Origin of the sequence: Vulcaniibacterium tengchongense (genome assembly GCF_003814555.1) — a bacterium.
Lineage (GTDB): Bacteria > Pseudomonadota > Gammaproteobacteria > Xanthomonadales > Xanthomonadaceae > Vulcaniibacterium > Vulcaniibacterium tengchongense.
In genome coordinates, this window is the sequence record NZ_RKQN01000001.1 from 94,798 (window position 1) to 119,401 (window position 24,604).

The window sequence follows — 24,604 nt, forward strand, 5'->3', positions numbered from 1 at the left end:
CGTGGGCCTCAGCCGCCGAAGCGCGCCCGCACCTCGGCGTCGCGCGGCATCGCCGCCGCGGCGCCGGGGCGTTCGGTCGAAAGACCGGCATAACGGTTGGCGTAGCGCACGTGCTCGACGAACGCGGCATGCGGCCGCAACGCGAGCGATGCGGCGAGCGCGCCGTTGAAGGCGTCGCCGGCGCCGGTGGTGTCGACCGCGCGCACCGGTGCGGCCGGCACCCGGTAGCGCGCGTGCGCGTCGCCGCGCAGGCAGACGCCGGCATGGGACACGAAGCATCCCTGCGCGCCGAGCGTGACCACGACGGTGCCGTGCGGCAGCAGGCGGCGGCAGTGCGCATGCAGCGCGTCGTCGTCCAGCTGCCCCAGCGCCTCGGCGGCCACCGCTTCGCCGGCATGGCGCCGCAGCTGCGCGGCGAACTCGCTCTCGTTCGGGGTGACGATGTCGGCCAGCGCCAGCAGCGACGCGGGCGCGAGGGCGTCGGCCGGCGCCGGGTTGAGCAGGGTCGTGGCGCCGGCGGCGCGGGCGAGGCGGAACGCCGTTTCCACCGCGGCGACGGGCGACTCCAGTTGCGCCAGCACCGCGCCCGCGGCGGCGACCGCATCGCCCTGGCCTTCGACGAAGGCGGGCGACAGCTCGGCGTTCGCGCCGGGGCCGATCACGATGCTGTTGCGGCCGTCGCCGCCGACGTAGATCCCGGCGGTGCCGGTCGGCGCGCGGCCGGGCAGGTCGCGCAGGTCGATGCCGTCCGCCGTCGCCAGGGCGCGGGCGAGCTGTCCCCCGGCGTCCTCGCCGAGCGCGCAGACGAACGCGGTCGCGGCGCCCGCGCGGGCCGCGGCAGTGGCCTGGTTGAAGCCCTTGCCGCCGGGACCGGTGCGGTATTCGCCGCTCAGCGTCTCGCCCGGCCGCGGCAGCTCGGCCACGCGCCAGACGTGGTCGACGTTGAAGGATCCGACGACGACGACCCGGCCCATGGCTCAGGCGAACGAAGTGAGCACGCCGGCGATGGTCGCGGTCATGAAGGTCGCGATCGAGCCGCCGAGCACCGCGCGCAGGCCGAAGCGCGCCAGGTCCTGGCGCCGGTCGGGCGCCAGCCCGCCGATGCCGCCGATCTGGATCGCGATCGAACTGAAGTTGGCGAAGCCGCACAACGCGTAGGTCGCGATCAGCCTGCCCTGCTCGGTGAGGGCGACGCCCGGCACCTTGCCGTTGACGATGTCGGCCAGCTGCAGGTACGCGACGAACTCGTTGATCACCACCTTCTGCCCGATCAGGCTGCCGACCACGGTCGCGTCCTGCCACGGCGTGCCGATCACCCAGGCGATCGGCGCGAGCAGGTAGCCGAAGATCGTCGACAGGCTGGTCGGCTTGCCGAGGGCCGCGGCCAGGCCGGTGGCTTCGCCCAGCCAGGTCAGCGGCCAGTTGATCAGCGCGATCAGGGCGATGAAGGCGAGCAGCATCGCGCCGATGTTCAGCGCCAGGCGCAGGCCGTCGCCGGCGCCGGCGGCGGCGGCGTCGATCACGTTGGCGGTGGTCTTCTCCACCTCCATCTTGACCGTGCCGCGGGTCAGCGGCTCGCCGGTCTCGGGCACCAGCACCTTGGCGATCACCAGCGTGGCCGGCGCGGCCATGATCGAGGCCGCCAGCAGGTGCTTGGCGTAGAACGCCTGCTGCGCGGGATCACCGCCGCCGAGCATGCCCACGTAGGCGGCGAGCACGCCGCCGGCGATGTGGGCCATGCCGCCGATCATCATCGTGATCAGCTCCGACTCGGTCATCTTCGGGATGTACGGCCGCACCGTCAGCGGCGCCTCGGTCTGGCCGATGAACACGCTGGCGCAGACGCTGGTGGTCTCGGCGCCGGACACCCGCATCACCTTGGTGATCACCCAGGCCATGCCGCGCACCACCGCCTGCATCACGCCGAGGTGGTAGAGCACGCCCATCAGCGCGGCGAAGAAGATGATCGTCGGCAGCACCTGGAACGCGAAGATGAAGCCGTAGGTCGAGGTGTCCATCAGGTTGCCGAAGATGAACTTCGAGCCTTCGTCGACGAACCCGAGCACGCGCACGAAGCCGCGGCCGATCGCGTCGAACACGTCCTTGCCGCCCGGCACCAGCAGCACCAGCGCGGCGAAGGCGACCTGCAGGACCACGCCGGTGGCCACCAGCTTCCAGTCCACGCGGCGCTTGTTGTTGGAAAACAGCCAGGCGATGCCGATCAGCACCGCCAGTCCGAACAGGCCGAAGGCCACCCGGGCAATCGCTTCCACTCAGTTCCCCCCAGCGACCGGCGCAGCGGCCACGGAAATGTCGTTCAGTTTCGCGGCGGCATCGCCGCCCGCGGCGCAGGCTAGTTTACGCGCGCGGGCGGGGCAAGCCGGCGCCGCGGAGCTCAGGCGTCGCGCGCGACCACCCGGTTGCGGCCGTGGAGCTTGGCATGCTGCAGGCGGTCGCCGGCGCGGCGCAACAGGCGCGGCAGGTCGTCGCCGTCGTGCGGGTAGCTGGCCAGGCCGGCGCTGAAGCTCAGCGGCCACGGGTCCGCGCCGCGTTCGGGCTCGAACGGGCGCTCGCCGACCGCGCGCCGGATCGCATCGACGCGCTCCCAGGCCGTGCCCAGCGGCTTGCGCAGCAGCAGCACGAACTCGGCGCCGTGCAGGCGCACCGGCCATTCGCCGGGCTCCGCCAGTTCGCGCAGTACGGACGCCGCGTGGCGCAGTGCGCGGTCGCCGGCGTGGTGGCCGTGACGGTCGTTGATGCGCTTGAAGTGGTCCAGGTCGATCAGCGCCACGGTGAGGCTGTCGCCCTCGCGGCGCACGCTGTCGAACAGGCGCGGGGCGCGGTACTGCAGCCAGGCCCGGTTCGGCAGCCGGGTGAGGCCGTCGGTGCCGGACAGTTCGATCAGCCGCTGCATGCGGTACACCACCATCGCCACGATCAGCGTGACCATCGCCAGCAACAGCAGGCGCTGGCCCTGGCCGGCCGGGGTGACGGCGCCATAGTCGGCCGACAGCAGCCGCTCCGGCGACGGCACCAGCGCGAACACGGCCAGCACCAGCAGCCCGTACTGGACGATCGCCAGCGCGCCCGCGAACAGGGTCACGCGGCCGTCGCTGCGCAGCGCGGTCAGCAGGATCGCGAGCACGTAGCCGCACCAGACGATCAGGCTATTGAGCCCGGCCGGTACGTGGTACAGCGCCAGTACGATCAGCACCAGCGTGGTGGCGCCGACGTCGAAGGCCGAGGTCGCGTACGGCAGCCAGCGGAACTGGCGCTTGCGCCGCGCCAGCGCCAGCCAGAGCAGGGCGAAGGCGTTGACGAACACCGCGCCGCCGAGGCCGATCATGGTCTCCTGCACGCCGCCGCCGCCCAGCGCGTTCACCAGCGGCAAGGCCAGCAGCAGCGCGGCCAGCACCTGGCGCAGCCGCGCCACCACCAGCTCGCCGCCGGCGCCGGTCTCCAGCATCACTTCGTCCGGGCGCGCCAGCAGCGCGCGCGCCACGTCCAGCGCCGAACGCGCCGCGGCGCGCAGCCAGCGTCCCCGCACTCCTGGCCGGTCCCCGTCCACGCCGGTCGAGCATAGCGCGCGCGGACGCGCGGCTCAGCCCAGCCCGCGCCAGGCCACCCACAGCGCCAGGGCGAGGAACAGCGCTGCCGCGGCCAGGCGCGCCGCCTTCAGCGGCAGGCGTTCGGCAAGCCGGCTGCCGAGCAGCACGATCGGCACGTTCGCCAGCAGCATGCCCACCGTGGTGCCGACCACCACCTCCCACAGCGGCGCGAGCCGGGCGGCGAGCAGCACGGTCGCGACCTGGGTCTTGTCGCCGATCTCGGCCAGGAAGAACGCCACCGTCGTGGCCGCGAACGCATGCCAGGCGCCGTGCCCGGCCGCGCGCCCGGCCAGCGCCTCGTCCGCGTCGAGCTTGTCCGGCTTCAGGGTCCACAGCGCCACCGCGAGGAAGCTGGCGGCGACGATCCAGCGCAGCGCTTCCGGGCGCAGCCAATGCGCGACCCAGGCGCCGAGCCAACCGGCCAGGGCGTGATTCAGCAGGGTGGCGAGGAGGATGCCGGCGACGATCGGCAACGGCCGGCGGAAGCGCGCGGCCAGCAGCAGCGCCAGCAGCTGGGTCTTGTCGCCGATCTCGGCGAGCGCGACGGTGCCGGTCGAGACCAGCGCGGCGGAAAAGGGGAACGGCTCCATGGCGACTCCGGGGCCGGGCATTCGCGCGAGGCGAAGGCAAACGCCGCGCGGCCCGGCCCGGGTTGCGCGCGACGCCTGCCTTCGGTCTTGCCCGCGGCGCGTCGACGATGCGGCGGCCGTTCCTGCGCCATGGCCTGCCGGCCAAGTGTGTTGACGCAGAGGCCCGGTACGCGCTGCGCGCCGGGCGGGCTACTCCCCGGAGGAGGAAGTGCGCGCATTGTAGCGTCCCGCGGCGTGAACCGCACGCGGCTTACACTGGAATGGGTGCGGCGCTTCCGCCGTCCTGCCGTCGTCCCCGCAAAGGCGCAGTCGGCCTTGGCCGTCGCCGCGGAAGCCGCCGGATTCCCCGCCTTCGCGGGATTGGCAGGAATGACGCGAATTCGTCCGCTGCCGATGTCCCCACCTCCACGGAGCCCCGCCATGCAATACCGCCGCCTCGGTTCCTCCGGCCTGCAACTGTCCGCCCTGTCCTTCGGCGCCTGGCTGACCTTCGGCGCCCAGATCGGCCGCTCCACCGCGCGCGAACTGGTCGCCGCGGCCTGGGACCACGGCATCAACTTCTTCGATAACGCCGAGGGCTACGCCAACGGCGAGGCCGAGCGGGTGATGGGCGACGTGATCGCCGACCTGCGCCTGCCGCGCGACGGCTTCTGCGTGTCGAGCAAGGTGTTCTTCGGCGCCGCCGAGAGCCCGCGCCCGACCCAGCGCGGGCTGTCGCGCAAACACGTGACCGACGCCTGCCACGCCGCGCTGAAGCGCCTGCGGGTGGACTACCTCGACCTGTACTTCTGCCACCGGCCGGACCCGGACACGCCGGTCGAGGAAACCGTGTGGGCGATGGACGCCCTGGTGCGCCAGGGCAAGGTGCTGTACTGGGGCACCTCGGAATGGCCGGCGGCGCTGATCCGCGAGGCGCACAAGGTCGCCCGCGCCGCGCATCTGCACGCGCCGAGCATGGAGCAGCCGCAATACAACCTGCTGCATCGCGAGCGCGTCGAGCTCGAGTACGCGCCGCTGTACGCCGAGTTCGGCATGGGCACGACGGTGTGGTCGCCGCTGGCGTCCGGCTTGCTCACCGGCAAGTACAACGCCGGCGTGCCGGAGCAGAGCAGGCTCGGCCAGGAACAGCTGCAGTGGCTGGCGCGCAACGTGCTCGGCGAGCAGCAGCGGGTCGAGCGCGCGCGCCGCTTCGTCGCGGTCGCGCAGGAACTGGACGCGGCCCCGGCGCCGCTGGCGATCGCCTGGTGCCTGCGCAACCCGCATGTGTCGAGCGTGATCCTCGGCGCCAGCCGGCCCGAGCAGTTGCTGCAGAACCTGCAGGCATTGGAGCTGGCCGAACGCCTGGGCGAGGGCGAATGGCAGCGGGTCGAGGCGGCGCTCGGCTGAGCGCCGCGGCCCGCATCGCGCAGCGGGCGGTCGTGCCGCTGCGGCGGTTCCCGGACGGCGCGGACGGACCCGGCGCTGCGACCGGAGAGCGGTGCGCCCGGCGGAAGGCCACCGCCGCGCGCAGGTGAGCCCGGTTGACTCACAAATGAGAATGATTATCATCACTGGCGATCCCTCGAGCGAGCCACGACCATGTCCCTGCGCACCCCGACGTTGCACCTGAAGCCGCGCGCCGAACGCCCCGTGCTCCCGATCGCCCTGTCTTCCGCCGCCGCTGCGCCGGGCGCCTGCGTCGACAGCGAGGCGCTGCTGCGCGGCAGCCGCGAAGTGCTGATCCGCCACGGCGGCGAGATCTACCGCCTGCGCCACACCCGCAACGACAAGCTGATCCTGACCAAGTAGCGCGCGCCGCGCTGCATCCCGCGTTGCGCCGGGCGCCGCGCCGGCGGGCGCACGCGTCTGCGTTCTCCTCTCTCCAGGCCCGCAAGCCCGCCGTCCCGAACGGCTGCCAGCCCGCCTCGGCCCTTCTTTCGTCCGAGTCCGTGCATGCCTCCCGTTCCCACCGTTCTTGCCGTTGCCTTGGCGCTGGCCCTGCCGGTCGCCGCCGTCGCCGATGAGGGCGACGCCTCCGCCGCTTCGACCGTGGCCGCCGCCGGCGTCAGCGAGTTCGACCGCATCGTCGTCACCGCCACCCGCACCGAGCGCGCGCTCGCCGACGTGCCCGCGGTGGTCACCGCGATCGACCGCGCACGGATGGATCGCGAGCTCGCCCAGGATCTGCGCCAGCTGTTCCGCTACGAGCCCGGCATCACCGTCACGTCCGGCGTCGGCCGCTTCGGCCTGGGCGACATCCGCATCCGCGGGCTCGGCGGCAACCGCGTGCGCATCGAGACCGACGGCATCGCCGTTTCCGACGCGTTCGCGATCGGCAGCTTCTCGAACGCCAACCGCAACTTCGTCGACCTGGACACGCTCAAGGCGGTGGAGGTGGTGCGCGGGCCGAGCAGCGCGCTGTACGGCTCCGATGCGCTCGGCGGCGTGGTCGCCTTCGTCACCAAGGACCCGTCGGACTATCTGGCGCCGGGCAAGGACGCCCACTTCGGCCTGAAGGCCGGATACCTGGGCGAGAACGACGGCCTGTTCGCCGGCGCCACCGCGGCGTTCGGCGGCGAACGCTGGTCGGGCCTGGTCGCGGTGAGCCACCGCCAGGGGCGGGAGCGCGAGAACCGGGGCGGGAACCGCAGCGCCGGCGCGGCGCGCACCGCGCCCAACCCGCAGGAGAGCGACGGCCGCGGCCTGCTCGGCAAACTGGTGTTCGCGCCGGACGCGGACCAGCGCTTCAAGCTCACCGTGGAGGGCACCGAGGACAGCGTCGACACCGACGTGCTCAGCGCCCTGGGCGATGTGTCCATGGCCGCGGGCGCGCCGCCGAGCGCGCGGGTGCTCGCGCAGACCGGCGACGATCACCAGACCCGCGCGCGGGTGGCGTTCGCGCACGAGCTGGATGCGCTCGACGCCGCCCTGGCCGGCGCGCTGCGGTGGCAGGTGTATCGCCAGGACAGCGAGACCACCCAGCGCACCCGCGAGCGCCGCGTCACCCTGGCCGGCGGCCGCGAGCTCAACCCGACCCTGCGCGAGCGCGAGTTCAACTTCGACCAGCGCCTGTACGGCCTGGAGGCGGTGGCGCACAAGACCTTGCAGGCAAGCGCGGTCGAGCACGCCTTCACCTACGGCCTGGAGCTGACCCGCACCGAGACCCGGCAGAAGCGCGACGGCCGCGCCGTCAACCTGGCCACCGGCGCGGTCAGCAGCACGATCCTGCCCGACACCTTCCCGGTGCGCGACTTCCCGGTGAGCGAGACCACCCAGGCGGCGCTGTACCTGCAGGACGAGATCGCCTTCGCCGGCGGCGCGTTCCGGCTGGTGCCGGGCCTGCGCGTGGACCGCTACGAGCTCGAACCCGAGCTCGACCCGGTCTTCGCCACCGACAACCCGGGCGTGGCGGTGACGCCGCTGCGCGAGACCCGGGTCTCGCCGAAGCTCGGCGCGGTATGGCATTTCGCGCCGGACTGGTCGCTGTTCGGCGGCTACCAGCGCGGCTTCCGCGCGCCGCCGTACAACGACGTCAATCTCGGCTTCACCAACCTGCAGTTCGGCTACACCGCGATCCCGAACCCGGACCTGAAGCCGGAAACCAGCGACGGGGTCGAGCTCGGCGTCCGCTTCGCCGGCGACGCGGCGCACGCGGAGGCCTCCGCCTACTACAACCGCTACGACGACTTCATCGAATCGCAGCGGCTGGTCGGCGTCGACCAGCGCGGGCTGATGGTGTTCCAGTCGCAGAACGTCCAGAACGCCGAGATCCACGGCGTCGAGGCGCGCGGCGGCGTCGAGCTCGGCCGGCTGGCGCCGGCGCTGGACGGCTGGTCGCTGCGCGCCGCCGCGGCCTGGTCGAAGGGCGAGAACCGCGACACCGGCGCGCCGCTGGCGTCGATCGACCCGTTGCGCGCGACGCTCGGCCTGGCCTACGACCGCGACGCCTGGGGCGTGGAGCTGGTCGGCCGCTTCGCCGCGCGCCAGGACGAGCTGCCCGCGTCCGGGCAGTTCGAGATTCCGGGCTACGGCGTGCTCGACCTGCTCGCGCACTGGAACTTCGCGCCGGGCGCGACCGTCGACGCCGGCGTGTTCAACCTCGGCGACCGCAAGTACTGGGACGCCGGCGACGTGCCGAGCGGCGTGCCGGCCACGAGCGCCGTGCTCGACCGCTACACCAGCCCCGGCCGCACCTTCGGCGTCAGCGTGGCGCTGAACTGGTGAGCGCGCGCCGCCGCCGACCTCCTTTCCGAACGTCCATCCAGAGCCCGCCATGAACCCGAGCCCGCCGATCCTGCTCCTGTCCCTCGCCGCCGCCGGCCTGCCGGCCTTCGCCGCCGAACCGGCCGCCGACCTCGCGCGCGACCGCGCCTCGATCCTCGCCATGCGCGGCGAGTACGCGGTCGACTTCGCCTTCGACGAGACCGTGCTGCTGCAACCCGGCTACGAGCGCCGTCCGGCGCAGCGCAGCGGCGGCGACGAGACGGTGATCGTGGTGGAGGACGGGCCGGCCCGGATCGTGCTGCAGCACATCCTGGTGGACCCGGAGAGCGGCCACGTGACCAAGCACTGGCGCCAGGACTGGACCTACGAGGCGCCGAGCCGGTTCGAGTTCGCCGAGGACCAGACCTGGCGCGTGCGCCCGCTCCCGGCGGAGCAGACCCGCGGCGCGTGGACGCAATGCGTGTACGAGGTCAGCGACGCGCCGCGCTACTGCGGCACCGGCCGATGGACCTACGACAACGGCATCGCCACCTGGACCAGCGATCCGAGCTGGCGCCCGCTGCCGCGGCGCGAGTACACCAAGCGCGACGACTACAACGCGATCCGCGCGGTCAATCGCCACACCATCACCCCGGACGGCTGGACCCACGAGCAGTTCAACACCAAGGTGCTGCGCAAGCCGGACGGCGCGCAGGTGGAGCTGGCGCGCGAGTTCGGCTTCAACGACTACCGCAGGACGCGGGACGTCGACTTCGCCCCGGCCTACCGCTATTGGGAGGCCACCCGCGACTACTGGGCCGGGATCCGCGCGCGCTGGGCCGCGTACCTGGAGCGGCCGCCGGGCCTGCGCCTGAAGACCAAGGTCGACGGCATGGCGATGATCGTGCCGCTGTTCGAGCAGGCCGGGGCGCTGGAGAAGGGCGGCCGCGCCGACGAGGCGAAGGTCGACGCGGTGTTCGCCCAGTGGGTCGAGCGCGCGCCGGCGCCGGCGGCGGGCGGGCGCTGAGCGGGCTGGACTCCACCGGCCGGAGGGCCCGCGGCGGTCCGCTGCGGCGCCGGCGAGGCGCCGAGCGCGCCCCGGACCTGCGCGGCCTCAGATCGAAATCGCCACGCCGTCGCCGGGCGGCGCCTGGGGCGGTGCCGGCGGCGCGGGAGGATTGGGCGGCTCCGGCGCGGCGGCCGGCGGCGCGGGCGGTGCCGGTGGCGCGGGCGGCGCCGGCGGCAGCAGCAGCGGCCGGCCCTTGGGCACGGTGAGGCGCGCGCTCGCGGGCTTGCGGTCGCGCAGATAGTCGACGGTCACCTGGCTCTCGGCCGGCTTGGCGCGCAACCGGGCCATCGCCTCGCGCGGCGAGCTCACCGGCTCGCCGTCGATCTTGCGGATCACGTCGCCCGCCTGCAGCCCTTTCAGGTCGGGCCCGGTGCTGAGCACCAGCACCCCGCGGTCGGTGCCGAAGTAGCGGCCGAGCTGCGCGTCCACCGCGGCCAGGTTGAGGCCGTTCCAGCGCAGCGCATCGGTCAGTGCCGGCAGCCGGCAGCCGTCGCCGGAGCAGGCCAGCGCCGGGGCCAGGCGGCGCAGCTCCTCGCGCACCTGCGGATCGACCAGCGGCGCGAGCTCGAAGGCATCGCCGCTGATGTCGAGGCTGCCGTCGGGCGTGCCGATCACGTGGACGTGGCCGCGTGGGCGCGGCGCCGGCCGGCCATCGCGGATCACCAGCGCGCGTTCGCCGATCTGCGGTTTGACTTCGACCCGGGCCGCGCGCCCGTCGCGCTGGTAGCTCAGCGCGACCGGCCGGTCGGGCTTCAGGTCCTTGAGCAGCGCGCGCGCCTGCTCGACCCGCGCGACCGGATCGGCTTCGGTGAGCGTCCTGCCGGCGATCGCGGTCACGCGGTCGCCGCTGCGCAGGCCGGCCTTGGCCGCGCCGCCATCGGGCGTGACCGCGGCGATGCGCACGCCGCCGGCGGGGTCCGGCGCCAGCACCACGCCGAGCACCGGACGCGGCTGGAACCGGCGTTCGATCACCAGGTCGGGCGCGCCCGCCACGCCGAGCTCGCGCGACAGCTCGGCCACGCGCTTGGCGGCGCGGTCGAGCTCGGCGCGCGCGGCGTCCAGTTCGCGGCGCTTGGCCGCGTCGTCCTGGGCGGCGTGGACGTCGGCGGCACCGGCCAGCAGCAGGCCGACGGTGGCGGCGAGGAGAGCGGGTTTGAGCGAGCGGAACGTCATGGCGGTCGTCACCTGGGGGCAAGGGGGGGACATCAGTCGACGGCGACCAGGGCGCCGTCGTAGCGCTCGCCGCGTGCGGCCAGCCAGCGTTGGGTGGTCTCGATCGCGGCCAGTTCGCGCAGCGCCGACACGCGCTGGCGCCACAGCGCGTCGCGCGCCTGCGCATCCAGCCGGGGCTGCGACAGGGCCGCGTCGATCGCGCCGACGCGCGCGCCCAGCGCGTCGCTGAGCGCAGCGTCGCGGGCGGACATCACGCGTTCGTCGCGGGCGAGGGCGATCAGCGCCTCCAGCCGCGCCGATTCGGCCTGCAGCTCGCGCAGCGCTCCCGCGTCGGCGTTCCCGGGCGCGGCGGCCGCCACTGCGCGTTCGCCGGCGGAGGCGGCGGCGGCCGGCCCGGGCATCTCCGTGCCGGCGTCCCCGCCCGGCGCGCTCCGCGCCGCGGGCACCGCGGCGAGTCGCTCCGTTGCGGCGTCGGCGCGCACGGGGACAGGCGCCGCGGCGCGGCCCGGCGCGAGCGCCGCCGGCGGCTGGCGCGACGACGCGGCCGAAGCGGCGTCGGGCGCCGCGCGCGGGACCGCCGCCACCGGCGCGGCGTCCTCGCCCGCGGGCGGCGCCTGGCGTTGCAGCCGCAACGGCAGCAGCGCCGCGCAGGCGACCGTCGCCGCGGCGGCCAGCCACAGCAGGGGGCGCCGGCGCCGCGCCGTGGCCGCCCGCGCCTGCAGCGCGCGCGCCACCTGCGGCCAGCGGTCGGCCGGCGGCGCTTCCAGCGGCAGCGCGGCGAAGGCCTCGCGCCAGCCCTCAGGCGGATCGTGTCGGGGGGTCAGGTCAGGCATGGGCCGTCTCCGGCTCGAGCAGCCGGCGCAGGCGGCGGCCGCCGCGCGCCAGCTGGGATTTGGAGAAGCTCGGGGTGCGCTGCATCAGCGCGGCGATCTCCTCGTGGGTGTAGCCCTCGGCGTGGTACAGCCAGAGCACGCTGCGGGTGGCCGCCGGCAGCTGCGCCAGCGCGCGCGCCAGCGCCGCGGCATCCGCGGCCGCGGCCGGCAGGGGCCCGGCGTCGGCCGCGGCGAAGTCCTCGTCCAGCGGCAGCTCGTGTTCGTGCCGGCGCCGGCTGCGCAGGCGCATCAGCGCCTCGTTGATCGCGATCTGCCGCAGCCAGCCCCAGAACGGTCCGCCGCCCTCGCCGCCGCGGTAGTCGCCGATCTTGGCCAGCACCTTGAGCATGGTGTCCTGCAGCACGTCGGCGGCCTCGTCGCGCGCGCCGCCGAGCAGGCGCAGCGCCAGGGTGAACACCGGCCGCTCGAAACGCCGGTAGATCTGCTCGAACGCCGCCGCCTCGCCGGCGCGGGCGCGCGCCAGCAGCGCCTCGGGGACGTCGATCGCGAAGCTCGAACGCACCGCCGCGGCGGCCTCCGCCGGGGCGGGCAGGGGCGGCTCGGGCGTCGGGTCGGGGCGCGGTGACGGCGGCATGTCGATGATCTGGATGCGGCAGCGGGCCGGACCGTCGCAGCGCCGGCCGCGTCCGCCTTCGGCCTATACTCGCGCCAACGACAGGGAGGGACATCCATGGAATCGATTCTGGCTATCGTGCTGCTGGCCGCGGCGGTGATCATCCTGTTCAAGGCGGTGCGGATGGTGCCGCAGGGCTACGAATGGACGGTCGAGCGCTTCGGCAAGTACACCCACACCATGGGCCCGGGGCTGCATTTCCTGGTGCCGGTCTACCAGGCCGTCGGCCGCAAGATCAACATGATGGAGCAGGTGATGGACGTGCCCAGCCAGGACGTCATCACCAAGGACAACGCCGTGGTCAAGGTGGACGGCGTGGTCTACTTCCAGGTGCTGGACGCGGCCAAGGCCGCCTACGAGGTCGCGCAGCTGGAGATCGCGATCCTCAACCTGGTGATGACCAACATCCGCACCGCGATCGGCTCGATGGACCTGGACGAGTCGCTGTCCAAGCGCGACGAGATCAACGCCAAGGTGCTGACCGCGGTGGACCAGGCCACGCATCCGTGGGGCGTGAAGGTCAACCGCATCGAGCTGAAGGACATCCAGCCGCCGCGCGACCTGGTCGATTCGATGGCGCGGCAGATGAAGGCCGAGCGCGAGAAGCGCGCCAACATCCTCGAGGCCGAGGGGCATCGCCAGTCGGAAATCCTGCGCGCGGAGGGCGAGAAGCAGGCGGCGATCCTCGAGGCCGAGGGCAAGCGCGAGGCGGCGTTCCGCGAGGCCGAGGCGCGCGAGCGCCTGGCCGAGGCCGAGGCCAAGGCGACCCAGCTGGTATCCGAGGCGATCGCCTCGGGCAACGTGCAGGCGATCAACTACTTCGTCGCGCAGAAGTACATCGAGGCGTTCAAGGCCCTGGCCGAGGCGCCGAACCAGAAGTTCGTGATGATGCCGATGGAGTCGGCCGGGGTGATCGGCTCGCTCGCCGGCATCGCCGAGCTGGCCAGGGACGCGCTGGAACGGCAGCAGGGCGGGCGCGCCGCGCCGCCGGCGCCGCGCGGGGGCTGAGCCATGCAGTGGAGCTGGGAATCGGTCGCCTGGGCGGCGGTCGCGCTGCTGCTGTTCGCCGCCGAGGCGCTGGCGCCGGGCGCGTTCATGCTCTGGCTCGGCTTCGCCGCGGCCGCGGTGTTCGCGCTGGTGCTGCTGTTTCCCGGCCTGTCGATTCTGGCCCAGGTGGCCGCGTTCGTGGCGCTGAGCTTCGTCTCGATCCAGGTCTACCGCACCTGGTTCCGCGGCCGCGGGCGGCAGACCGATCGGCCATTGCTCAACCGCCGCGCCGAGGCGCTGGTCGGGCGGGTGGTGCCGCTGGAGCGGGCGATCGTCGACGGCCGCGGCCGGGTGCAGATCGCCGACGCCTACTGGGACGTGACCGGGCCGGAATTGCCGGCCGGCGCCGCGGTGCGGGTGGTCGCGGTCGAGGGTATGGTTCTGCGGGTCGAAGCGGCGCGTTGACGGAGGCGAGCGGATGGGCGGACGCGGAGCGGCGGCGGTGTTGGCGGCGATCGCGGCGGCGTTCTGCCCGACCGCGTTCGCCGGTGCCGCGCCGCCCAAGGCCGAGGCGCTGATCGGCCGCACCGTGCCGCCGTTTCCGCCGGAGCTGCCGGACCTGGGCGGCAGTTGCTTCTCCGCGCCGGCGGGCGCGAGCGCCGATCCGGCGGCCTCGGCGATCTGCGCCTACGCGTTCTCCGCGCACGGGCCGGACTGGCCGCGGCTCAGCCACGTGCTGGTGCTCAAGGCGATCGGCCACGAAGGCAACCAGACCCAGTGGCGCGTGCTCGACGTGCTCGAACGCCCGACGCAGCCGCCCGGGCGCATGCTCGCCTTCCACGGCTGCCTGCGCGACGGCCGCGACGCTCCGGCGCTGCTCGCCTGGGTCGATGCGGAAGGCGAGGGCGAGTGGTACGAGCCCGTGTACCGCGCCTGGGAATTCGACTTCGCCCGCGAGCGCCTGCGCGAGATCCCGCCCGCGGGCGTGCGCTGCGTCAACGAGGGCCACGGCTACGACGGCTGAGCCCGCACGCGCCCGACCGCGCGACGCGGCAGGAACGTTCCCGGCCTCGCGGGCTCCGCGCGCGCTTGCCGCGCAGCGCGGAGGCCGCGCCGGTGGCGCCCGCCGCGCCGTGGGATAATCGCCGGCTCATTCCCAGCATCGCGGCCGCGACATGACCCAGAAGAAGACCATCCTCAACGACACCCACCGCGCGCTCGGCGCCAAGATGGTCGACTTCGGCGGCTGGGACATGCCGATCCACTACGGCTCGCAGATCGAGGAGCACCACCAGGTGCGCGGCGACGCCGGCATGTTCGACGTCAGCCACATGACCGTGGTCGACCTGCACGGCGCGCGCGTGCGCGAGTTCCTGCGGATGCTGGTGGCCAACTCGGTGGACAAGCTCAAGGCGCCGGGCAAGGCGCTGTACACCTGCATGCTCAACGCCCACGGCGGGGTGATCGACGACCTGATCGTCTACTACCTCGACGAAGCCTTCTTCCGCCTGGTGGTCAACGCCGCCACCCGCGACAAGGACCTGGAGTGGATCGGCGGCCAGGCGCAGGGTTTCGGCGTCGAGGTCCGCGAGCGCCCGGACTACGCGATGGTCGCGGTGCAGGGGCCGAACGCGCGCGCCAAGACGATCGGCCTGCTCGATCCGGCCGAGCGCGAGCGCATCGGCAAGCTCGGCCGCTTCGCCGCCACCGAGGCGCGCACCGCCGACGGCGCGACGGTGTTCGTCGCCCGCACCGGCTACACCGGCGAGGACGGCTTCGAGGTGATGGTGCCGGAGCCGGCGGCGGTGGCGTTCTGGAACGCGCTGCTGGCGGCGGGCGTGAAGCCCTGCGGCCTCGGCGCGCGCGACACGCTGCGCCTGGAGGCCGGCATGAACCTCTACGGCCAGGACATGGACGAGACCGTCACCCCATACGAGGCGGCGCTCGGCTGGACCGTCGCCCTCGACGCCGGCCGCGACTTCGTCGGCCGCGCCGCGCTCGAGAAGCAGCAGGCCGAGGGCGTGCCGCGGCAGACGATCGGGCTGGTGATGGACGAGAAGGGCGTGCTGCGCCATGGCCAGAAGGTGCTGACCCCGCACGGCGAGGGCGAGATCCTCTCGGGTACCTTCTCGCCGACCCTGGGCAAGGCGATCGCGCTGGCGCGGGTGCCGGCCGGGGAGCTCGCGTTCGGCGCCGGCGGCGGCGTGCGCGTCGACATCCGCGGCAAGGAGATGCCGGTGCGGGTGGTGAAGTTCCCGTTCGTGCGCGAAGGCCGGGCGCAGGACGGCGTGCTCGTTTGAGCGGGAGCGGCGCCTCGCCATGAAAACCGTCGACTACTACTTCAGCCTGATCTCGCCGTACTCCTACCTGGGCCATGCCGCCGTGCTCGACGTCGCGCGCGAGACCGGCGCGCGGCTCGTCTACCGGCCGGTGAGGATCTTCGAGCTGTTCGACGCCAACGGCGGCCTGCCGCTGGCCAAGCGCGCGCCGGCGCGGCAGCGCTATCGCCTGGTGGAACTGCAGCGCTGGCGCGAGTGGCGCGGCCTGCCGCTGAACCTGGCGCCGAAGTTCTATCCGGTCGACATCGCCCTGGCCGACCGCTGCGCGATCGCGCTGGCAGAGGCCGGCGCCGACCCGGCCGGCTACATGGACGCGGCGTTCCGCGCGCTGTGGGCGGAGGATCGCGACCTGGCCGACCCGGCCGAGCTGGCGCGCCTGCTCGCCGCACAGGGCGCCGACGCGGAGGCGGTGCTGGCCGCGGCGCGAACCGACGCGATCGAGGCGATCTACCGCGGCAACACCGAGCGGGCGATCGCCGCCGACCTGCCGGGCCTGCCCGGGTACGTGCTCGAGGGCGAACCGTTCTGGGGCCAGGACCGGATCGACATGCTGCACGCCGCGCTGCGCAGCGGCCGCGCGCCGTACCGCGCCGCGCAATAGACGCGCGGCGTTCGCAAGCGCCGCCGCCGCCGCTTACACTAGGCGCCGTTCCTGCCGCCCCCGCACCGTTTCGAGGCCAGCCATGCAAGAAATCCCCGGCGATCTGAAATTCCTCAAGTCCCACGAGTGGGTCCGCGTCGATGGCGACGGTAAGGTCACCGTCGGCATCTCCGACCATGCCCAGGAGCAGCTCGGCGACCTGGTCTACGTCGAACTGCCGGAGGTCGGGCAGAGGATCGAGGCGGGCAACGCCTGCGCCACGGTCGAATCGGTGAAGGCCGCATCCGACGTGTACGCGCCGGTGTCGGGAACGGTGCTGGCGGTGAACTCGGCACTGGCGGACAAGCCGGAGACGATCAACGAGGACGCCTACGGCGAAGGCTGGCTGTTCACCCTGCAGATCGACGACGCCGACCAGTTCAAGGAACAGCTCGACGAGCTGCTCGATCCGGACGATTACGCGGAGCTGCTCGAGGACGAGGACCACTGATCCCCTCCGCGCCGGCCCGCCGCCGGCCGCTGTGCACACGACCGGCCGCCTCGCGCGGCCGGTGTTTTTTTGTGCGGCCGGCACGCCGGCGGGAACGAGGGAGGCGCGGGCGGCGCTTGCGCGATCGCGCCGAACGGCCGGCGCGCCCGACCGGAACGCGCCGCTGGCCGACGCGGTCGTGGCGATCGGCCGGAACGGGCATGCGCGTCGCGTCCGACCGCAGGCACGCCGGCTCCCCGCGCGACCGCGTCCTGGCGCCGGCCGAAGGCGGCACCGGTATTGCGGGTGCGCGAAACCCGCCGGTTTGCGAGGGAATTCCACCGGTGCGGAGCGGCGCGGCGGCGGACGTCGTTCGGGCCGCCCACGCGCCGGCGGCCTGTCTCGTCGATCGGCGTGAAGAGCACGTCGATGCCGACGTCGAAGGCAATGCCGCGCGAGCGACGCCGCAATGGGCGCGCCGCGTCGATCTCTGCGGCGGCGCGCGCGCCGCGAAGGGCGGCGAACCGACCGACGCCGACGCGCTCGCTCGACGCGTTTCCGGTCGGGCGACCGGGCGGAGAAGTTCGCGCAGTTTTCGCGCAAACCGGCTTGTGCGACGCGAAAGGCGGCGCCTTCGGCGATCGCTTCGCGCGATCCGTCAGCCGCCGTTGCGGAGCGTCCGAAGGCGCATTCGATGCCGCCGTTCGCGGCCGCGCCATGCGTCGCCGCGCCGCTGCGCGCGCGACGGAAACGGCCAAAAACAAGCGGTTTTTTTTCACGCGCTGATTTCCGGCCGATGCGCGCGGGGCGATGCGCGCGCGCGTCGACGCGGCGCGCGCGGGGCGAAGACCGGTGCCGGTGCGCCGCCGCCGCGGCAAGGAAATCGGCGCACGGTTGTTGACAGTCGAAAAAACCGTGATTAGGTTTCGCCCAGCAGACGTTTCCTGCGGAAGCGAGTGAGTACGACCAACGCGACAACTCGCGGCACAACACGGACCTCCGCCCTGGCAGTCGTAACGGTGGACGCAGGATTCGTTTCCCCCGCGAAAACGCGCTCCGCCCCGACGTCGCTTCCGACGTCGTCGCCTTTTTCATTCCGCCTCGTCCGGTCCGATCCCGTCGCCGCCGGCCGACGCGCCGTGCCCGCTTCGCCGCGGGCCGTCCCCATCCGTTCCGGTGCGCCTGGCGCGCCGGCGGCTGCTCGCGGGTCCGACTCCCGCGGCCCTGTTCGCACTGGGCTCTATACCTGCAACAACCCTGATCGATCGCTGATCAACCACTGACGAGGAGCCATACCATGGCCGTTAAGAAAGCTGCGAAGAAGAAGCCCGCCGCCAAGAAGGCGACGAAGAAGGTAGCCAAGAAGTCGGCCGCCAAGAAGGCGACCAAGAAGACCGCGAAGAAGGCCGCGGCCAAGAAGACCGCGAAGAAGGCGGCGAAGAAGACCGCGCGTCGCCCGGCGAAGAAGACCGCCAAGAAGGCGACCAAGAAGACCGCGAAGAAGGCGGCCACCAAGAAGACCGCGAAGAAGGCGGCCACCAAGAAGACCGCGAAGAAGGCGGCCAAGAAGAGCGGCGCGAAGAAGGCCGCCAAGAAGACCGCGAAGAAGGCCTCCGCCAAGAAGCCGGCCGCCCGCAAGAAGGCCGCCAAGAAGCCGGCCGTGACCACGATGCCGGCCACCCCGGCGCCGATGATCTAATAACGACCCCGATTAGCCGTAATCCGACTCTCTCCCCGCGGCCCAGGCGGGGGGAGAGTTTTTTTTATGGGCCTGCGCCGTCCGCAGCCGCCGGGCAGGCGCGTGAAGCGAGAGCGTCCGGTGCCGGGCGCAAGGCCGGCTGGCCCTGCGGTGGGCGTTGCATGCGGTGCGGCCTGCGTCGACCGCCGCCGGGCAGGCGGGGCCATCGCGAACAGCTTGCGACGCGTGGATCGCGGCCCGCCATCCCGCGCCTCGTCGAACCTGGATGCGCGACCCTCTCGGCCGCGAGCCCGGTCGCGGGTCAGCGCCGGCGGGCCGCCGTGCACCCGCACCCGGTTTGGCCAGCGCCGGCCACGGCGTCGGGGCCCGCGTCGGCGCGGGCCGTCGGCAGGCACGGCCGGGGCGAAGACCGCCCGCGCGCGTGGCGCTGCGGCCGATTCCCGGACGCGCCGAGCGGCGGAGCGGCCAGGGAGCGGGGGCGGCCGCGCCGGCGAACGCCGCGAACCCGGCCGGCGCGCAACGCGAGGCCCGCAGCATCCGCTTCCGCGTTCGCCTGCAAGCGCGACGACGCGGGCGCGAGCGTGCGGACGCGCATCGCGCGGGCGTGATGCGGAGGTTCGCCGGCGCGACGGAGCGCCCGGGACGCGCTCAGTTGGGCGCGGCGGTCGACGCCGAGGCGGCGCTGCCGGGGGCGGCAGGTGCAGTGGGCTTGGACTGCGACGCCTCGACGAAGTAGGTCGGGCTCTCGAACTCCTCGTCCAGCCAGCGCTGCGCCGGCAGGCCGAGCGCGCGGTCGAGCATCGTCGGCAGCAGCCCGGACGGCAACGCGCTCTCGCTGTTCCACATCAGGGCGACGCCGAAGTCCAGGTCCGGCAGCATCGCGATCATCCCGCGGTAGCCCTGCACCGCGCCGCCGTGGAAGACCAGCCGGTGCCCGGCGTAGTCGTACACGCGCCAGCCCAGCGCATAGCCGGCCGACTGCAGCCGCTGGCGGCGCCAGGAGGAACCGCGGATCTCGCTCGGCGTGTCGACCAGCGGCTGGTGCAGGGTCGCCAGCAGCGGCGCCGGCAGCACGTCGGGGCGGTGGCCGGTATGCGCGATCAGCCACTGCGCCATGTCGCTGGCGCTGGCGTTGACCCCGGCCGCCGGCAGCACCTGGTAGTAGGTCGCCTTCGGCATCACCGAGACCCAGCCGCCGCGCCCGCGCACGTGCGGCCGCGCCCAGCTCGGACTGGCCTGGATGCCTTCCAGGCCGAGGCTGGCGTCGTTCATGCCGAGCGGCTTGAGCAGCCGGCGCTGGACTTCCTCGGCGTAGAAGTCGCCGGTGGCGGCGAACACCACGTCGCCGATCAGGCTGAAGGCGACGTTCTGGTAGCCGTAGCAGGTGCCGGGCAGGCACCGCAGCGGCGCGTAGGCCATCTTCTGGGTCAGCGTGCGGTAGTCGACGTATTGCTCCAGGTCGCGGTCGAACGCGTTGTGGGTCAGGCCGACGCGGTGGCTGAGCACGTCGGCGACCGTGAGGCGGCGCGCCGCGTCCGGGTCGCTGAGGCGGAAGTTCGGCAGATACTGGCTGAGCTTGCTGTCCCAGCGCAGGCTGCCGTCGTTGACCAGCAGCCCGGTGAGGGTGCCGGCGAAGCTCTTCGACAGCGAGGCCAGGCGGAACACGGTGTGGGCGTCCACCGGCTGCCCCGCGCTGACGTCGGTGACTCCGTAGCCGCGCGCGCTGAGCACGCGGCCGTTGTGGACGATCGCCATCGCCAGGCCGGGCACGCGCTGCTCGGCGACCAGCGCCTGCGCCATCGCCTCGAACTGGCGGACGTCGAAGCTGCCCGGCAGCGGCGGCGCCGGCGGGCGCGCGGGCGCGGCCGGCGCGACGACGTCGGCGTGCGACCCCGGCGCGGCGTGCTGCGACGGGGTCCCGCGCAGCGAGGTCTGCGCGGTGGTGCCGAGCGTCATGGGCAGCAGGAACGCGATGGCGCTCAAACGGGAGACAATGCGTGACCGCCGCTTCGCGTCCGGTTTCATAGGTCGCAGCGCCTTGCAAGAGATGCAGAGAACGGGCCGATTCTAGCGCCGAATTCAAGAATTTGGGCAGATATCTCGTTCAGCTTGATGATTTGCTTGGAATTGTTGCCGCGGTCGCAGAACCCGGGCCGCACGCCTGCCGCGCTGCGTTGCCATGCGCGATCTCCGCGTCGGCCGGACGATGCGGCGCCGACGCAGGCCTCGTAGGGCTCCATCGGTCCGTTGCCGCGCAACGTCCGCGGAGCGATCCGCGCGCGTCCGCCGATCGTCGCCCGAGCCGGGCTCGAGCCCCGCCGCCGAGCGGGCGCGCTTTCCGGTCGTCGCGCCGAGAATGGATCGGCCCGCCTCGGAACCGCGTGAAAGCCGGCGCGCCGGGAGCACAGGGCGGGCCGGCTGCCACCGCCCACCGCCGCCGAAGCCGCCGTCCCCGGCCGCGAAGATCGCGCGCCTGCGATCCGCCACGAACTCCAGCGCCGGTGGCGCGGCCGCGCCCGAACCGACGCGTGCGTTCGAACGCGCGGGGCATTCGCGCATACGCGGCGGCCGCCGGCCGAAGACTGCAGCCGCGCGGTCCTCGAGCGAACCGTGCGGCGGCGGGCCACGGTCGCGACGTATACTGCGGCGCCGAACGGATCGGCGGCACGGGTGCGCGCGACCGTCGCCACGCCGGCACCAGGAAAACCGCGATGAGCGCCGCCGCAGATCCCCGCCTTCCCTGGCATCTCCGCTTCCGCGCCGCGCTGTCGGAATCGCCGGCGCTGTGGTGGTCGTTCCTGTACTTCTTCTGCCTGCTCAGCGGCTACTACGTGCTGCGCCCGGTGCGCGAGGCGATGGGCGCCTCCCACGACGTCGAGGCGGTGTTTCCGCCCGGGATGATCGCGTTCTTCGCCGCGCGCGGCCTGCCGCTGCAGGAGTTCACCCTGCAGGTGCTGTTCACCTGCACCTTCCTGATCATGGTGCTGCTGCAGCCGGTCTACGGGGCATTGGTCAGCCGCTATCCGCGGCGGGTGTTCCTGCCGGTCATCTACGGCTTCTTCATCGCCACCCTGCTGCTGTTCTACGTGCTGTTCGACAGCGGCGTGCCGGGTCGGGGCATGGCGTTCTTCCTCTGGATCACCGTGTTCAACCTGTTCGCGGTGGCGGTGTTCTGGAGCTTCATGGCCGACGTCTACGGCAACGCCGAGGCCCGCGCCTATTACGGCTACATCGGCGCGGCGGGCACCGTCGGCGCCTTCCTCGGCCCGATCCTGACCCGCAGCCTGGTCGAGCGGGTCGGCATCGCCCAGCTGATGCTGGTCTCGGCCGGCTTCCTCGGCGTGTGCATGGTCTGCATCCTGCGCCTGCGCGCCTGGGCGGTGCTGCGCGAGCGCGAGCGCCGGCTCGCCAGCGGCGAGGTGCCGATGGGCGGCGAGGTGCTGGCCGGCCTGAAGCTGATCGCCCGGGAGCCGCTGCTGCGCTGGCTCGCGGTGCTGGTGCTGCTGGGCGTCGGGGTCGGCACCCTGCTGTACAACGAGCAGGCCGCGATCGCGCGCCGGTTCTACCCCGACCCGGAGGCGCGCACCGCCTATTACGCGACGCTCGATCTGGCGGTGAACGCGCTGACCCTGGTCGTGCAGCTGTTCGTCACCCGCTGGCTGCTGTCGCGCTTCGGCATCGCCCCCGCGCTGCTGATTCCGGGCTTCGCGATCCTGCTCGGCTACGCGGCGCTGGCCGCCTCGCCGTTGCCGGCGATCGTCGCCGTCGTCCAGGTGGTCACCCGCTCCAGCGAGTTCTCGCTGGCCAAGCCGGCGCGCGAGACGATCTACACCCGCGTCGGGCGCGAGTGGCGCTACAAGGCCGGCGCCGCCATCGACACGGTGATCTACCGCGGCGGCGACCTGACCTTCGTCTGGCTGCACAAGCTGCTGTCGGGCCTCGGCTCGAAGGCGGTGTTCGGCGCCGGCGTGCTGCTCGCCGCCAGCCTGACCTTCGGCGCCTGGCGGTTGCTGCGCGAGGAACGGACGCTGCCGGCCGAACGCGGCGCCGACTGACGCCGCCGCGGGAGAGCCGGACGGCTCTCCCAATCCGGGAACCGCCGGCGGCGCACGGAAGCCGGGCACGCGGCCGAAGCATGGCATCGCGCCGCAATCTGCCACGACCCGCGTGCGCGGACTAGATCGCGCCCAGGGATGGACCTTCCCGAATCGGCGCGCGCGCACGCAAGCGGCGCGGTTGCGGCCCTGCCGCGATCGATGCGGCGGCGGGAACGCTGAGCCCACATCGTTGCGCCTTATCGCCGCACGCCGCCTTCCCTAGATTTGCTCGCCGTGCGGCTTCGGCCGCTGCTTCCTTCCACTGCGTTCCGCGGCGCGCCGGCGTCGCGGCGGCTCTGTTTTCGCGAGGTCGACAGGCATGCCTCTCTCGTTGCTTTTGCTGTCCGCTGCCGGTTTCACCGTGCTGACCACCGAATTCATCCTGGTCGGGCTGCTGCCGCCGCTGGCGCGCGACCTGGGCGTGAGCGTGTCCGCCGCGGGCCTGCTGGTCACGTTGTTCGGCCTGACCATCGCCGCGAGCGGGCCCTTCCTCACCGCGTACTTCTCCCGCTTCGAGCGCAAGCGGCTGTTCGTGGCCGTGCTGCTGGCGTTCGCCGCGGCCAACGCGCTCGCGGCGCTCGCCCCGAACATCGGCGTGATGGCGCTGGCGCGGCTGTTGCCGGCGCTCGGGGTGCCGGTGTTCTGGGCGCTGGCCAGCGAGACCGCGGTCGACCTCGCCGGGGAGGCGCGCGCCGGTCGCGCGATCTCGGTGATCTCCTTCGGCGTGATCTGCGCGACCGTGCTCGGCGTGCCGATCGGCACGCTGCTCGCCGACGCGTTCGGCTGGCGTGCGGCCTTCACCGCATTGGCGGCGATGTCCCTGGGCAAGGCCGCGCTGCTGCAGGCGTTCCTGCCGGACGTGCGCCCGCGCCAGGCGCCGGCGCCGCTGCGCGGGCAGTTGCGCGTGCTGCGCGAGGCGCGGGTGCTCGGCCACGTGCTGCTGTCGATCCTGCTGTTCACCGGCATGTTCACCGCCTACACCTACCTGGCCGACCTGCTCGAGCGCGGCGCCGGCTTCGACGGCGGCACGGTCGGATGGACGCTGATGGGCTTCGGCGCGGTAGGCCTGATCGGCAACGCGCTGGGCGGCCGCCTGGTCGACCGGCGGCCGCTCGGGGCGACCCTGCTGTTCGGCGCGCCGCTGGCCTTCGCCCTGTTGGCGACGGCGCCGGCGATCGGCTCGCTCCCGGCGCTGGCCGCGGTGCTGGCGCTGTGGGGCGTGACCCAGTCGGCGTTGTTCATCGTCAGCCACGTGCGGGTGATGAAGTCGGCGCCGGAAGCCCCCGCGTTCGCCGCGTCGCTGAACATCTCCGGCGCCAACCTCGGCATCGCCCTGGGCGCGGTCGCGGGCGGCCGGGTGATCGACGCCGTGGGCGTGGTCGGCGTCGGCTACGCCGCGGCGGCGATCGTCGCCGCCGCGATGGCGCTCGCGGCGGTCCTGGCGCTGGCCCCGGTCCGCGCCGCGCGGCCGCAGGCGGACGGCCGCGCGGCCTGAGCGCACCGCCTGCGTCCGGGCCCCACGACGGCCTGCGCGCTATGCCGCGGCCGCGGGCGCCGGGATGCCGATCCGGCCTCCGCGAGGACGCCTATTCCGGCGGGGCCGTCGGCCCCGCCACGCGGAGAAGCGCCATGAAGTCCCTGCGCCTGGTCCACGACGGCGGGAACCCGGGCTACGAGCCCGTTCCGGGGAACGAATCGGGAGGAACCGGGGACGGATGGCTTTCCCTCGTTCCTCTCACCCCTTCCTGGCCCCCCGGGCTTCGCGCTTGGGCGAGACCCACATCGCGATGCGGGCGCGGAACACGGCCTCGCCGCCCGGGTCGGTCACCGTCACCGCGACCGGCAGTTCGTAGCCGGACGCGGCTTCGACGACCGGCGCTTCGGGCTCGGCCACCGCATGCTGGGCGCCCACCGCCTTCTTCAGGTATTCGACGGCCATGCCTCTCGGGATCCAGCGCATCGTCGCGGGCAGGCTGGCGTCGGTCATCACCCCGGCGGCGAGCTCGGCCAGGTTGCACAGCGCGATCGCGTGCACGGTGCCGATGTGGTTGCGCACGCGCCGCCGGTCGCGGATGCGCACTTCGCATCGCCCCGGTTCCAGCGCGACGAAGCGCGGCGCGATCGTCGCGAAGTAGGGCGCCTTCAGGCACACCGCGCGCGAGAACAGCCAGCGCCCGCCGGGCCAGCGGCTCATCCGTCGGTACAGCGCGAGCACGTCGGCCATGATCGCCAGGCTCCGGGAACCAGGGGACGAGCGGAAAGCTCCCGCTCGTCCCTCTTCATC

23 protein-coding genes are annotated in these 24,604 nt (G+C 73.3%); 14 read left to right on the top strand and 9 right to left on the bottom strand.

Annotated features, from left to right (window positions below; translation table 11 throughout):
• Positions 1-8: 8 nt before the first annotated feature.
• From EDC50_RS00475 to EDC50_RS00490, 4 genes are all read right to left on the bottom strand, one after another.
• Complete coding sequence (locus EDC50_RS00475) at positions 9-974, bottom strand: ribokinase (protein ID WP_123768523.1); 966 nt, start codon at positions 972-974, stop codon at positions 9-11.
• Positions 975-977: 3 nt separating this feature from the next.
• Complete coding sequence (locus EDC50_RS00480) at positions 978-2,273, bottom strand: NupC/NupG family nucleoside CNT transporter (RefSeq protein WP_123768524.1); 1,296 nt, start codon at positions 2,271-2,273, stop codon at positions 978-980.
• A gap of 122 nt (positions 2,274-2,395) precedes the next feature.
• Positions 2,396-3,547, bottom strand: a complete 1,152-nt coding sequence (locus EDC50_RS16825; RefSeq protein WP_123768525.1) for a GGDEF domain-containing protein — start codon at positions 3,545-3,547, stop codon at positions 2,396-2,398.
• Between the two features lie 54 nt (positions 3,548-3,601).
• On the bottom strand, positions 3,602-4,198 hold the full coding sequence (locus tag EDC50_RS00490) for a TMEM165/GDT1 family protein (protein WP_199742142.1): 597 nt from the start codon (positions 4,196-4,198) through the stop codon (positions 3,602-3,604).
• Between the two features lie 420 nt (positions 4,199-4,618).
• Here EDC50_RS00490 and EDC50_RS00495 point away from each other — a divergent pair, with 420 nt between their 5' ends.
• The 4 genes from EDC50_RS00495 to EDC50_RS00510 all read left to right on the top strand — a co-directional run bounded on the left by EDC50_RS00495 (position 4,619) and on the right by EDC50_RS00510 (position 9,407).
• Positions 4,619-5,584: a potassium channel beta subunit family protein gene (locus EDC50_RS00495; RefSeq protein ID WP_123768527.1), complete on the top strand. Its 966-nt coding sequence runs from the start codon at positions 4,619-4,621 to the stop codon at positions 5,582-5,584.
• A gap of 192 nt (positions 5,585-5,776) precedes the next feature.
• The gene (hemP, locus tag EDC50_RS00500) at positions 5,777-5,986 is read left to right on the top strand and encodes a hemin uptake protein HemP (protein ID WP_123768528.1); all 210 of its coding nucleotides are present in this window, start codon (positions 5,777-5,779) and stop codon (positions 5,984-5,986) included.
• Positions 5,987-6,130: 144 nt separating this feature from the next.
• Complete coding sequence (locus tag EDC50_RS00505; protein WP_123768529.1) at positions 6,131-8,401, top strand: TonB-dependent hemoglobin/transferrin/lactoferrin family receptor; 2,271 nt, start codon at positions 6,131-6,133, stop codon at positions 8,399-8,401.
• A 49-nt stretch (positions 8,402-8,450) separates the two neighbouring features.
• Complete coding sequence (locus EDC50_RS00510) at positions 8,451-9,407, top strand: DUF6607 family protein (protein WP_242003098.1); 957 nt, start codon at positions 8,451-8,453, stop codon at positions 9,405-9,407.
• A gap of 87 nt (positions 9,408-9,494) precedes the next feature.
• Here EDC50_RS00510 and EDC50_RS00515 read toward each other — a convergent pair whose 3' ends face one another.
• The 3 genes from EDC50_RS00515 to EDC50_RS00525 are packed head-to-tail and all read right to left on the bottom strand — an operon-like array spanning position 9,495 to position 12,089.
• Positions 9,495-10,622, bottom strand: coding sequence for a PDZ domain-containing protein (locus EDC50_RS00515; protein ID WP_170167576.1), 1,128 nt, complete (start codon positions 10,620-10,622; stop codon positions 9,495-9,497).
• Positions 10,623-10,654: 32 nt separating this feature from the next.
• Complete coding sequence (locus EDC50_RS00520; protein WP_123768531.1) at positions 10,655-11,455, bottom strand: hypothetical protein; 801 nt, start codon at positions 11,453-11,455, stop codon at positions 10,655-10,657.
• Entirely contained in the window at positions 11,448-12,089 is a 642-nt protein-coding gene (locus tag EDC50_RS00525) for an RNA polymerase sigma factor (protein ID WP_123768532.1), read from the bottom strand. Before EDC50_RS00525 ends, EDC50_RS00520 begins: the two co-directional genes overlap by 8 nt.
• A gap of 96 nt (positions 12,090-12,185) precedes the next feature.
• Between EDC50_RS00525 and EDC50_RS00530 the strand changes: the two genes are divergently transcribed.
• From EDC50_RS00530 to EDC50_RS00565, 8 genes are all read left to right on the top strand, one after another.
• On the top strand, positions 12,186-13,136 hold the full coding sequence (locus EDC50_RS00530; RefSeq protein ID WP_123768533.1) for an SPFH domain-containing protein: 951 nt from the start codon (positions 12,186-12,188) through the stop codon (positions 13,134-13,136).
• Positions 13,137-13,139: 3 nt separating this feature from the next.
• The gene (locus EDC50_RS00535; RefSeq protein WP_123768534.1) at positions 13,140-13,580 is read left to right on the top strand and encodes an NfeD family protein; all 441 of its coding nucleotides are present in this window, start codon (positions 13,140-13,142) and stop codon (positions 13,578-13,580) included.
• 13 nt (positions 13,581-13,593) lie between these two features.
• A complete protein-coding gene (locus tag EDC50_RS00540; RefSeq protein WP_123768535.1) occupies positions 13,594-14,139 on the top strand; it encodes a hypothetical protein in 546 nt (181 codons plus the stop codon).
• A 151-nt stretch (positions 14,140-14,290) separates the two neighbouring features.
• Positions 14,291-15,415, top strand: coding sequence for a glycine cleavage system aminomethyltransferase GcvT (gene gcvT, locus EDC50_RS00545; protein ID WP_123768536.1), 1,125 nt, complete (start codon positions 14,291-14,293; stop codon positions 15,413-15,415).
• A 19-nt stretch (positions 15,416-15,434) separates the two neighbouring features.
• Positions 15,435-16,055 carry a 2-hydroxychromene-2-carboxylate isomerase gene (locus EDC50_RS00550; protein ID WP_123768537.1) on the top strand — a complete coding sequence of 207 codons (621 nt, stop codon included), beginning with the start codon at positions 15,435-15,437 and terminating at the stop codon, positions 16,053-16,055.
• A gap of 82 nt (positions 16,056-16,137) precedes the next feature.
• Positions 16,138-16,545 carry a glycine cleavage system protein GcvH gene (gene gcvH / locus EDC50_RS00555; protein ID WP_123768538.1) on the top strand — a complete coding sequence of 136 codons (408 nt, stop codon included), beginning with the start codon at positions 16,138-16,140 and terminating at the stop codon, positions 16,543-16,545.
• A 200-nt stretch (positions 16,546-16,745) separates the two neighbouring features.
• Complete coding sequence (locus EDC50_RS00560) at positions 16,746-17,447, top strand: hypothetical protein (protein ID WP_123768539.1); 702 nt, start codon at positions 16,746-16,748, stop codon at positions 17,445-17,447.
• A 374-nt stretch (positions 17,448-17,821) separates the two neighbouring features.
• A complete protein-coding gene (locus EDC50_RS00565; protein ID WP_123768540.1) occupies positions 17,822-18,223 on the top strand; it encodes a histidine biosynthesis protein HisIE in 402 nt (133 codons plus the stop codon).
• A gap of 648 nt (positions 18,224-18,871) precedes the next feature.
• Here the strand turns inward: EDC50_RS00565 and EDC50_RS00570 are convergent.
• On the bottom strand, positions 18,872-20,248 hold the full coding sequence (locus EDC50_RS00570) for a serine hydrolase domain-containing protein (RefSeq protein WP_123768541.1): 1,377 nt from the start codon (positions 20,246-20,248) through the stop codon (positions 18,872-18,874).
• Positions 20,249-20,934: 686 nt separating this feature from the next.
• On the opposite strand from EDC50_RS00570, the gene EDC50_RS00575 reads away from it, so the two are divergent.
• Together EDC50_RS00575 and EDC50_RS00580 are read left to right on the top strand one after the other, a co-directional pair.
• Entirely contained in the window at positions 20,935-22,278 is a 1,344-nt protein-coding gene (locus EDC50_RS00575; protein WP_123768542.1) for an NTP/NDP exchange transporter, read from the top strand.
• A gap of 361 nt (positions 22,279-22,639) precedes the next feature.
• On the top strand, positions 22,640-23,815 hold the full coding sequence (locus EDC50_RS00580) for an MFS transporter (RefSeq protein WP_123768543.1): 1,176 nt from the start codon (positions 22,640-22,642) through the stop codon (positions 23,813-23,815).
• Positions 23,816-24,055: 240 nt separating this feature from the next.
• On the opposite strand, the gene EDC50_RS00585 is transcribed toward EDC50_RS00580, so the two are convergent.
• Complete coding sequence (locus EDC50_RS00585) at positions 24,056-24,544, bottom strand: hotdog fold domain-containing protein (protein WP_199742079.1); 489 nt, start codon at positions 24,542-24,544, stop codon at positions 24,056-24,058.
• Between the last annotated feature and the right edge of the window lie 60 nt (positions 24,545-24,604).

Bases quoted from the DNA above. Each gene is read 5' to 3' on its own strand.
- EDC50_RS00535 (WP_123768534.1), top strand. From the start codon at position 13,140: ATGCAGTGGAGCTGGGAATCGGTCGCCTGGGCGGCGGTCGCGCTGCTG.
- EDC50_RS00495 (WP_123768527.1), top strand. From the start codon at position 4,619: ATGCAATACCGCCGCCTCGGTTCCTCCGGCCTGCAACTGTCCGCCCTG.
- EDC50_RS00505 (WP_123768529.1), top strand. From the start codon at position 6,131: ATGCCTCCCGTTCCCACCGTTCTTGCCGTTGCCTTGGCGCTGGCCCTG.
- gcvH (WP_123768538.1), top strand. From the start codon at position 16,138: ATGCAAGAAATCCCCGGCGATCTGAAATTCCTCAAGTCCCACGAGTGG.
- EDC50_RS00550 (WP_123768537.1), top strand. From the start codon at position 15,435: ATGAAAACCGTCGACTACTACTTCAGCCTGATCTCGCCGTACTCCTAC.
- EDC50_RS00580 (WP_123768543.1), top strand. From the start codon at position 22,640: ATGCCTCTCTCGTTGCTTTTGCTGTCCGCTGCCGGTTTCACCGTGCTG.
- EDC50_RS00520 (WP_123768531.1), bottom strand. From the start codon at position 11,455: ATGCCTGACCTGACCCCCCGACACGATCCGCCTGAGGGCTGGCGCGAG.
- EDC50_RS00475 (WP_123768523.1), bottom strand. From the start codon at position 974: ATGGGCCGGGTCGTCGTCGTCGGATCCTTCAACGTCGACCACGTCTGG.
- EDC50_RS00570 (WP_123768541.1), bottom strand. From the start codon at position 20,248: ATGAAACCGGACGCGAAGCGGCGGTCACGCATTGTCTCCCGTTTGAGC.
- hemP (WP_123768528.1), top strand. From the start codon at position 5,777: ATGTCCCTGCGCACCCCGACGTTGCACCTGAAGCCGCGCGCCGAACGC.
- EDC50_RS00540 (WP_123768535.1), top strand. From the start codon at position 13,594: ATGGGCGGACGCGGAGCGGCGGCGGTGTTGGCGGCGATCGCGGCGGCG.
- EDC50_RS00530 (WP_123768533.1), top strand. From the start codon at position 12,186: ATGGAATCGATTCTGGCTATCGTGCTGCTGGCCGCGGCGGTGATCATC.
- EDC50_RS00585 (WP_199742079.1), bottom strand. From the start codon at position 24,544: ATGGCCGACGTGCTCGCGCTGTACCGACGGATGAGCCGCTGGCCCGGC.
- EDC50_RS00510 (WP_242003098.1), top strand. From the start codon at position 8,451: ATGAACCCGAGCCCGCCGATCCTGCTCCTGTCCCTCGCCGCCGCCGGC.
- EDC50_RS00560 (WP_123768539.1), top strand. From the start codon at position 16,746: ATGCGCGTCGCGTCCGACCGCAGGCACGCCGGCTCCCCGCGCGACCGC.
- EDC50_RS00575 (WP_123768542.1), top strand. From the start codon at position 20,935: ATGAGCGCCGCCGCAGATCCCCGCCTTCCCTGGCATCTCCGCTTCCGC.
- EDC50_RS00565 (WP_123768540.1), top strand. From the start codon at position 17,822: ATGGCCGTTAAGAAAGCTGCGAAGAAGAAGCCCGCCGCCAAGAAGGCG.
- gcvT (WP_123768536.1), top strand. From the start codon at position 14,291: ATGACCCAGAAGAAGACCATCCTCAACGACACCCACCGCGCGCTCGGC.
- EDC50_RS00490 (WP_199742142.1), bottom strand. From the start codon at position 4,198: ATGGAGCCGTTCCCCTTTTCCGCCGCGCTGGTCTCGACCGGCACCGTC.
- EDC50_RS00525 (WP_123768532.1), bottom strand. From the start codon at position 12,089: ATGCCGCCGTCACCGCGCCCCGACCCGACGCCCGAGCCGCCCCTGCCC.
- EDC50_RS00515 (WP_170167576.1), bottom strand. From the start codon at position 10,622: ATGACGTTCCGCTCGCTCAAACCCGCTCTCCTCGCCGCCACCGTCGGC.